This window comes from Halalkalibaculum sp. DA3122, from assembly GCF_043951865.1.
In the GTDB taxonomy this organism is placed as follows: Bacteria; Bacteroidota; Rhodothermia; order Balneolales; family Balneolaceae; genus JAMQKA01.
Genome location: NZ_JBINJF010000063.1, coordinates 1 through 7,589, shown reverse-complemented (window position 1 = coordinate 7,589; position 7,589 = coordinate 1). Strand labels below are relative to the sequence as shown.

General features: G+C 47.1%; 4 protein-coding genes. All 4 read right to left on the bottom strand.

What is annotated here, in order from left to right:
- Positions 1 to 860: 860 nt before the first annotated feature.
- Positions 861 to 2,552 (bottom strand): RagB/SusD family nutrient uptake outer membrane protein, encoded by a 1,692-nt coding sequence (locus ACG2F4_RS18925; RefSeq protein ID WP_395262512.1) that lies wholly within the window; start codon positions 2,550 to 2,552, stop codon positions 861 to 863.
- 96 nt (positions 2,553 to 2,648) lie between these two features.
- The gene (locus ACG2F4_RS18920) at positions 2,649 to 6,086 is read right to left on the bottom strand and encodes a TonB-dependent receptor (protein WP_395262511.1); all 3,438 of its coding nucleotides are present in this window, start codon (positions 6,084 to 6,086) and stop codon (positions 2,649 to 2,651) included.
- 209 nt (positions 6,087 to 6,295) lie between these two features.
- The gene (locus ACG2F4_RS18915) at positions 6,296 to 7,330 is read right to left on the bottom strand and encodes a FecR domain-containing protein (protein WP_395262510.1); all 1,035 of its coding nucleotides are present in this window, start codon (positions 7,328 to 7,330) and stop codon (positions 6,296 to 6,298) included.
- A 130-nt stretch (positions 7,331 to 7,460) separates the two neighbouring features.
- Complete coding sequence (locus ACG2F4_RS18910; protein WP_395262513.1) at positions 7,461 to 7,589, bottom strand: sigma factor-like helix-turn-helix DNA-binding protein; 129 nt, start codon at positions 7,587 to 7,589, stop codon at positions 7,461 to 7,463.

Sequence of the window (7,589 nt, the reverse complement as noted above, 5' to 3'; positions counted from 1 at the left end):
GCGCACGTACCGCCAGCAAAAATTGCACAACGGCTCATACAGGGCCAAAAACAGCTCCCGGAACGAGGACCGGTCCCCCTCACGAATGCGCCGTACCCATTCGCTTACTCGTTCATCGCAAACATCAGACATATCCCCTCAATCCCTGGTTTTACGATCGGCAATTTAGATTTCAGATTAAATTATTATAAAAATCACTATCCATGATAACCATAGTAGAAATAGTAGTATGCTCATAATTTAATGGCAATGATGAAGTACATTGTTTCAACATAAAATTTTGAATATGGTCCCAGAAATGGAGAGGAATGCACAGTATTTATGAGAGTTTATAATATTCAAGAAATATCCACGTCCGAAAATTCACCTTGAGTAAAAACTTTTAATTAATAGAACTAAGTTATTTCACCCGTTCCAATTCAGGACATGACGAGTCCACTGCACGGACTGCCTGACGGTCGTACATAAGTAAACTTCCGCAAATTTTAACCTTGCAACAGTAGCAGTAGTAACGTCTTCTTCCTGATACTTATGTCGGTACCGCGTGTTCCTCAAATTGATGTGAGTTAGACATAAGACCCGGATATTTCAATAAGTTGGCAAAAATACATAACTGCTATCACGGAAATCGTCCGCTCACATTCCGCAAAGGGATTTGGGCACCTTAAAGGAGAGAGTTCTCATTAATGCTTTTTAAACGGTTATCCGATGCTCACATAACATCTAAATATACCCCACACTTAAATGGGTACACTTGCTTTAAATTAAAAGTGATGCCTGAATTATATCGTGCCCAGCAAGTGGCATCTACAACTCAGGCATCATTAGAGATCCAAATCGTCCTTTTTTGAATGGTTACATCAGTAGCCGGGATTCTGAGTATATACTCCTTCTGACAGATTCAGCTGTTCTTGCGGAATAGGCCGGTATTCATCACGGCCCGATTGAAATTCAGCGACACTCAGCCACTGCCGTCGTTCTCTTTCTTTTTCGAAGTAATCGTTCATGACCTCTTCGGCGATGCCCCACCGTACAAGATCAAAGAAGCGCCGCCCTTCCATGGCCAGTTCCAGACGTCGTTCCCAGCGCAAAGCCTTTCGGGCATTCTGCTGGGTCCAATTTATATTTACCCCGTCCTGATACGTTTCAATGTTATAGTCCAGGGTCGGGCTTCCATCCGTAAATGTCAGCATTCCCGTACTGTTGGAAGCACGCTGCCTTATCTGGTTAATTATTGGTAAAGCTTCATCGTGTCGTCCAAGTTCTATAAGTATTTCAGCTTTCATCAACAGAACTTCATCGTAACGTACTACGGCCTGGTTTTTAGAATTATGCATCCAAAAAAGATCTACCAGACCCGGGCTGTCCGTTCTCACATTCTCTTTCAAGGAATGGAAATATCCATAGACATCAGGTTGTCGTGAACCGGCACTGTCAAAGAGAACCGGATTCTGTTGATTCTGATATTTCCAGGGAAGGCCGGGAATGGCTACCGTATGTCCTATTCGGGGATCAAACGTGTTATTGGAGAAATAGTTGTTATAGCTCCCTTGAGCTGATTCATCATTAAACGTATCGAACATCGGCAAACCATTTTGATCCACCTTGAATGCATTTACCATGTTAAAAGACGGTTTGTGGAAGTCGCAGCAACTAAAATAGGGAGACCACCAGGGAGTGGTAAGAGAATTTCCTTCATTCAGGTTACCATTCGGTGTCCCGTCATCTGTAGAAAATTGCAACTCCCACAACACTTCCGGCGATTGGTTATCCCACTCGTACATAAAATTATGGGCAAAATCTTCTGCCAGGCTATACTGGCCACTATTAATGATTTCATTAGCGTAGGTTAGAGCCTCTTCAAGCCTGCTGGTATTAATATTTGTCAGCTGGTGATTGTCATCCTGCGGATAGGCCATCCAAAGCAGGGTTTTTACGATAAAAGCATCTGCCGTGGCTTTGTTGACCCGCCCGTCATCCTCCTGTGTTTCCGGCAGATTTTCACTGGCATATTTGAAATCGTCCAAGATATGCTGCCAGATATACATATCGTTTTCCGCATCAGGTCGCCTGTTGGGGATCTCTTCTATCTCCTGCTGGGTCAACCCTTCTGGGACGTATGGTATCCAGCGATAACGAATTTTAAGCTTGTAATGAAGCCATGCCCTGATAAAATGCATCTCTGCCAGGCGGGTGGTCTTGACGGGAAATTCGCTTTCGTCAACCTCTTGAATTTTAGAGATCGCTTCATTCGCTCTTGCAATACCGTGATAGCCATTTTTCCAGACCCCGTTGTTGTTGCCAATACTGCTGGAAACCAGTGAAAACGTCTCCATTTGGTACCATGGCGTTTGATCATCCAGTCCCCCGCCTCCTTTATACGCATCATCAGAGCGGACACTTGCTATCCAGGGATTTAATGACATAAACTCAGCACAACACGGCGAAGCTTTCGGGGTGAAAGCGTAGGCAGCAGTTACCAGTCCCTCAAGAGATTCGGGCTCGCTTACCTGCTCCTCGGTTACCACACCCTTGGGCTCGACATCTAACATGTCTCCACAGCTTGTCAATACAATAGCTGACAATACTACAACAAAATATGTTTTGAAGTTTTTCATAGCTAAATACAATTGTCGAATTAAAATTTTTTAGAATGTCACATCTATACCAGCAGAAAAAATTTGGGGCCGCATATACGGGTTGGAGTACTCACCGGCTTTCGTTGCGTTTTCTGGATAAGGTCCGGTATAGGCGTCATCTCCCCACCACTTTTTGATGTTGATGATGTTTTGGGCACTAACAAAAAGGCGCAGGTCTTCAGCCCCAATTTTGGACCTGACATCAGATGGAATTGTAAAACCCAGCTCAATATTTCTGAGCTTTAGATAAGCTCCCGACTCCATAAAGTAGGTCGAAAGTCTTCGCTCGTCATTTGCGTTCGACAGTGAGAGGGCGGGGATATCTGAATCGGGATTCTGTGGAGACCAGGCATCGAGCACGCGAGTTGAATGGTTGAATCCCGCCTGGGTCCAGACATTCCAGAAGTCACTATAGGTTTTCCAGTCGTTGCGGACGGTGTTGCCGAGAACTCCCTGCCAGAACATCGTAAAGTCCCAATTTTTATAATTGCTGTCGAAATTGACCCCATATATTAAATCGGGATCGCTGTTCCCTATCCATTTTCGGTCATCATTCCAGGTTATTTCTCCATCCCCGTTCAGATCTTTATACCGGATTCTTCCGAGTCCCTTACCGGTTTGTGCCGCGTGGGCATCCACTTCTTCCTGGCTTTTAAAAATACCATCGGCAACAAAACCGTAATAGGAATTGAGCGGTCTCCCCTGGATGTCGTCGTCAATGCCATTACCGCCGTAGGCAAACCTGACAGAATTGGGCAAATTATCAATCGTATTTCTGTTGGAACTCAAATTCAGGCCAATGGAGTAGTCAAATTCCATACTGGGGCTGTTCATGTAATTAACCTGGAATTCAACTCCCCTGTTAATCATGTCGGCGGCATTTACCCATTGCCCGGCTCCTTCTCCGGCTGCACCGAGGAAAGGGGGATAGAATAACATTCCATCGGTATCTTTATCGTACAGATCAATTGACCCTGTTAACTTGCCTTCATAAAAACCAAAATCCACACCCAGGGTAAACTGCGTTGTCTCTTCCCATTGCAGATCTTCATTTCCAGTTTGAATTTTTCGATACCCTGATGCGAGTTGGCCCGTTTGATTCCCCTCTATTGCATATGCTGTTGAGTAGTAATCGGCATCATAGTAGTTGAAGCGGGCATTCGTAGGGATGTTTGAATTCCCATTTACTCCCCAGCTCGCCCGAATTTTGAGCTCCGATATAATGCTATTATCTCCAATAAGCTCTTCATTACTCAGTCGCCATCCCACACTCGCTGCCGGGAACAGTGCATATCTGCTGTTGGTACCAAAGACTGAGGCGCCATCATAACGCACTGTAGCTGAAAGCAGGTACCTGGAGTCAAAATTGTAGTTTACTTTTGAAAAGTATGAGACCATTGACAACTCATCTCCACTACCGTTTGCGCTTAAATTTCCAGTAGCTGTATTCAGAAAAGCGTAATCCCGGTTTTCGATCTCAATATCCTGCCGGTAGGCATTAAAATTCTGGGAACTGTTTTTAAATATCTCTATACCTCCCACCAGGCTGATATCATGATAATTGCTGAAGGTCGTATTGTAATTCACCGTGTTAGTCAGGGTCATATCCAAATTGTGGTAGTAATTATTGGAGACCCCATTCTGTGTATCCTGTTTACCTCCGCCCTCTTGCCAGGTATAATCTACGTGCCTGAAATAACCATCAGTATAGTCCATTCCGGCCTGTGTTTTAAACAGAAGATTTTCTACCGGAGAGAACTCAACAAATACACTCCCCACCAACTTTGACTGGTTGTTCTTGTTATCTTTGCCGATGGTCAATTCCCTGACCGGGTTGTTATAATCGTCCATACCGTAGTAATACGATGTTCCGCCCCATTCATCGGTATTGGTACGAACAGGAACAATGGGCGGCATAATAAGCATATTGCGAATGGAGCCGTTTACCCCGCTTCGAAACGCTTTGTGGGATAATGACACATTTTCTCCAATACGCAATACATTATCTATCAAATTAAAATCCGTGTTCAACCGAACAGTATAGCGGTCCAGCCCGCTATGCATGACGGTCCCCTCATTTTGGAAAAAGTCAGCAGAAAACATGGTCCTGGAATTTTCAGTTCCGGTTGAAACGGTAATTTGATGTTTTTGACGAAGGCCCGTTTGCAGTACCTCGTCAAACCAATCCGTATCTGCAGAAGGCATGGTCTGTTCCGGGTTTAGCCACTCCCGCGGTGTCACACTATTCAACTGGGCCAGGCCATCGCTGTTTGTGCTCCAGTCATAGGAGTAAAGCTGTGTTTGCTGATCCGGATCCAGTCCATCATTAATAGCTGCACGCCACAGTGCTTCTCCGTATTGTTGCGTATTAAGCATGTCTGGCCGGTTCATTATGCTGGATCCACCAATCGACCCGCGATAATTGATTTCGGTGTCTCCTCTTTGTCCTTTTTTGGTTTCTACGAGTATGACACCGCTCGCCGCTCTTGAACCATAAATACTCGCCGAAGCTGCATCTTTTAAGACCTGAATTGAAGCTATATTTCCGGAATTCAGATCATTCAGATTAAGCTGGGTAGGCATCCCGTCTACCACAATCAGCGGGGGATTGGCATTTACCGATGTTATACCTCGTATTTGAATCTCCGCATTGCCAACCGGATCTCCGTCCGTTGTTATTTGCATACCGGGAACTTTTCCCTGTAATGCTTTCGATACATTGGAGTATTGATTGCCTTCTACCTCATCTGACTCAATTACCGATATTGAACCTGTCAGATCGGCTTTTTGCTGTTGCATGTATCCTGTTACAATTAGCTCTTCACCTGCTACAGCCTGTGGTTGCATTACGACTTTAAGCTGAGTCTGCCCATTAATCGGCATTTCCAGGGTCTGGTAGCCGATAAAAGAAAACATAAGTGTGTCCTGAAGGGAAGGAACATTTAACTCAAACCTGCCTTCCGCATCAGTAGAAGTACCGGTACTTGTTCCTTTCAGGATGATGTTAACCCCCGGAAGCGATTCATTCGTACTGGCATCAACAACTTGACCTGACACTGTCTCAAGCACCCCTTTTTTCTGTGGATCCGTCTTTGGGTTCCTGTTCATTATTACCAAATGCTTATTGGGAGAAACTGCAAACCGCAGCCCGGTACCCTCCAGTATCTTCCATAATGCGTGATTAACTGTAACCTGATTGACCTGCAGATTTATTTCTTCTTGTACAGGCACAAGCTGGGTGCTATATGAAAGCTTTAGCTCAGCTTCAGACGATACTTTTTTTAAGGCCTGCTCCAGTGTCACTCCTTTTAAATCAAGACTTATAATCTTGTTAAGTAGTGATGAGGCCTGTATTTCTTCCGTTAGCTGTATATCACCATATTTTTTATCTGCACTAGCCATCTGGTCATCACCTTTCTGGGCAAAGGCCGGAATCACTAACAGCATCACCGTCAAACATATCGGTATAATCCTTTCCAGAATTTTCACCAAGTTGTTGTATCTATCCCAATTCATCATTAATCCTCTGTTTAGTTAAAATTACTACTGGCTCCTTTTGCTATCTCCCTTTCAATCATCCCCTATTGTCGTCCCCTGTCCCGTCCCCGCGCCCCCGTGAGGGCCGTAGGAGTCAGCAGGGGATCTCAGGGGGAACTTCAATTACCGGTGGACTCACTGTCAGAATCGTACCGACTCCGGTCCCGAAAAGTGACAGCCCGTCGTTCCCGTGTGTAGCTCATGTCGGTAGAAAGGGCCACAATACTGAGCACCTCCGTCATCGGTTCCCCGCTAAAACTCGCCGTCAGGCGGCGTTGTCCCAGCGTGGAATCGGCCAGGGTTATTTGTATGTCATACCAGCGCTCCAGCTGCCTACGCACCTCCCAAAATGGGGTGTCCTCGAACACCAGCCGTCCTTCGGTCCATCCCAGGTACGGCTGCAGGTTCGCCTGCTCGGAGACCCTGGTCTCTCCCCCTGCCGGCAGCACGCCCACCTGGTTGCGGGTCAGCTGCCGTGCTCCGATACCTCCCGAAGGACGGCCCAGCTCCACCTTGCCCTCGGTCACTACCACCTGTACCCGGGCATCTTCCGGATACGCGCGAACCCCGAACTTTGTCCCCAGTACCTTGGTGTAGGTCCCCTGGGTGTGCACCAAAAACGGCTGATCCGGGTTCGGTTCCACTTCAAAATAGGCCTCTCCCTGCAGACGCACCTGGCGGCCGGACTGCAGGTAGTCGCCGGGAATCTGCAGACGACTGTCTGCATTCAACTGGACCCGTGTACCGTCGCCCAACCGAACCGTGGTCCGCTGGCCCCGTTCGGTCACAATTTCTTGGCTGGTCGCCACCGGTCCCGGACGAGACTGCTCCCCGGTCGGAACCTGTTGGAAAAACAGGAACGCCACCAAGATCACCGCCGCCGCTGACAACCCGTACGCGATCATCCGGGCATAATCCCTGCCCCGGCTGGGTCGCTGCCGGGCAGCAACCGGCACCATCCGGGTCTCGAACTCCTCCCAGGCCGCCCGTGCATCCACCTGCGTTTCCGGGGCCGGCTCCACCGACCAGATCCGCTCCAGCGAATTCATAAACTCTCGGTTGCGGGGGTCCGACTCCAGCCAAGACTCCACCTGCTGACGCTGTTCGGGGGTACATTCCCCTGTTAAGTATCTGTGCAGCAAATTCCAATTCATCGTATTATCTCTACATTTTCTTTGTCGCTTCTACTAATTAGTACAACTACAAAAACATCCACCCTGTAAAAAAATCATTTACTAACAATCCGGACTACATTAAATGGATGTTGCCAAGCTTTACTACAGGCTAGCCTGATTTTGAAACAGGTGAATATGCACTGAGGGCTTCCCGCAGGAGTTTGAGGGCCCGGCTCATCTGCGATTCGACCGTCTTCGGGGAGATATCCAGCAGCCCGGCAATCTCGCGGTAGGTCAA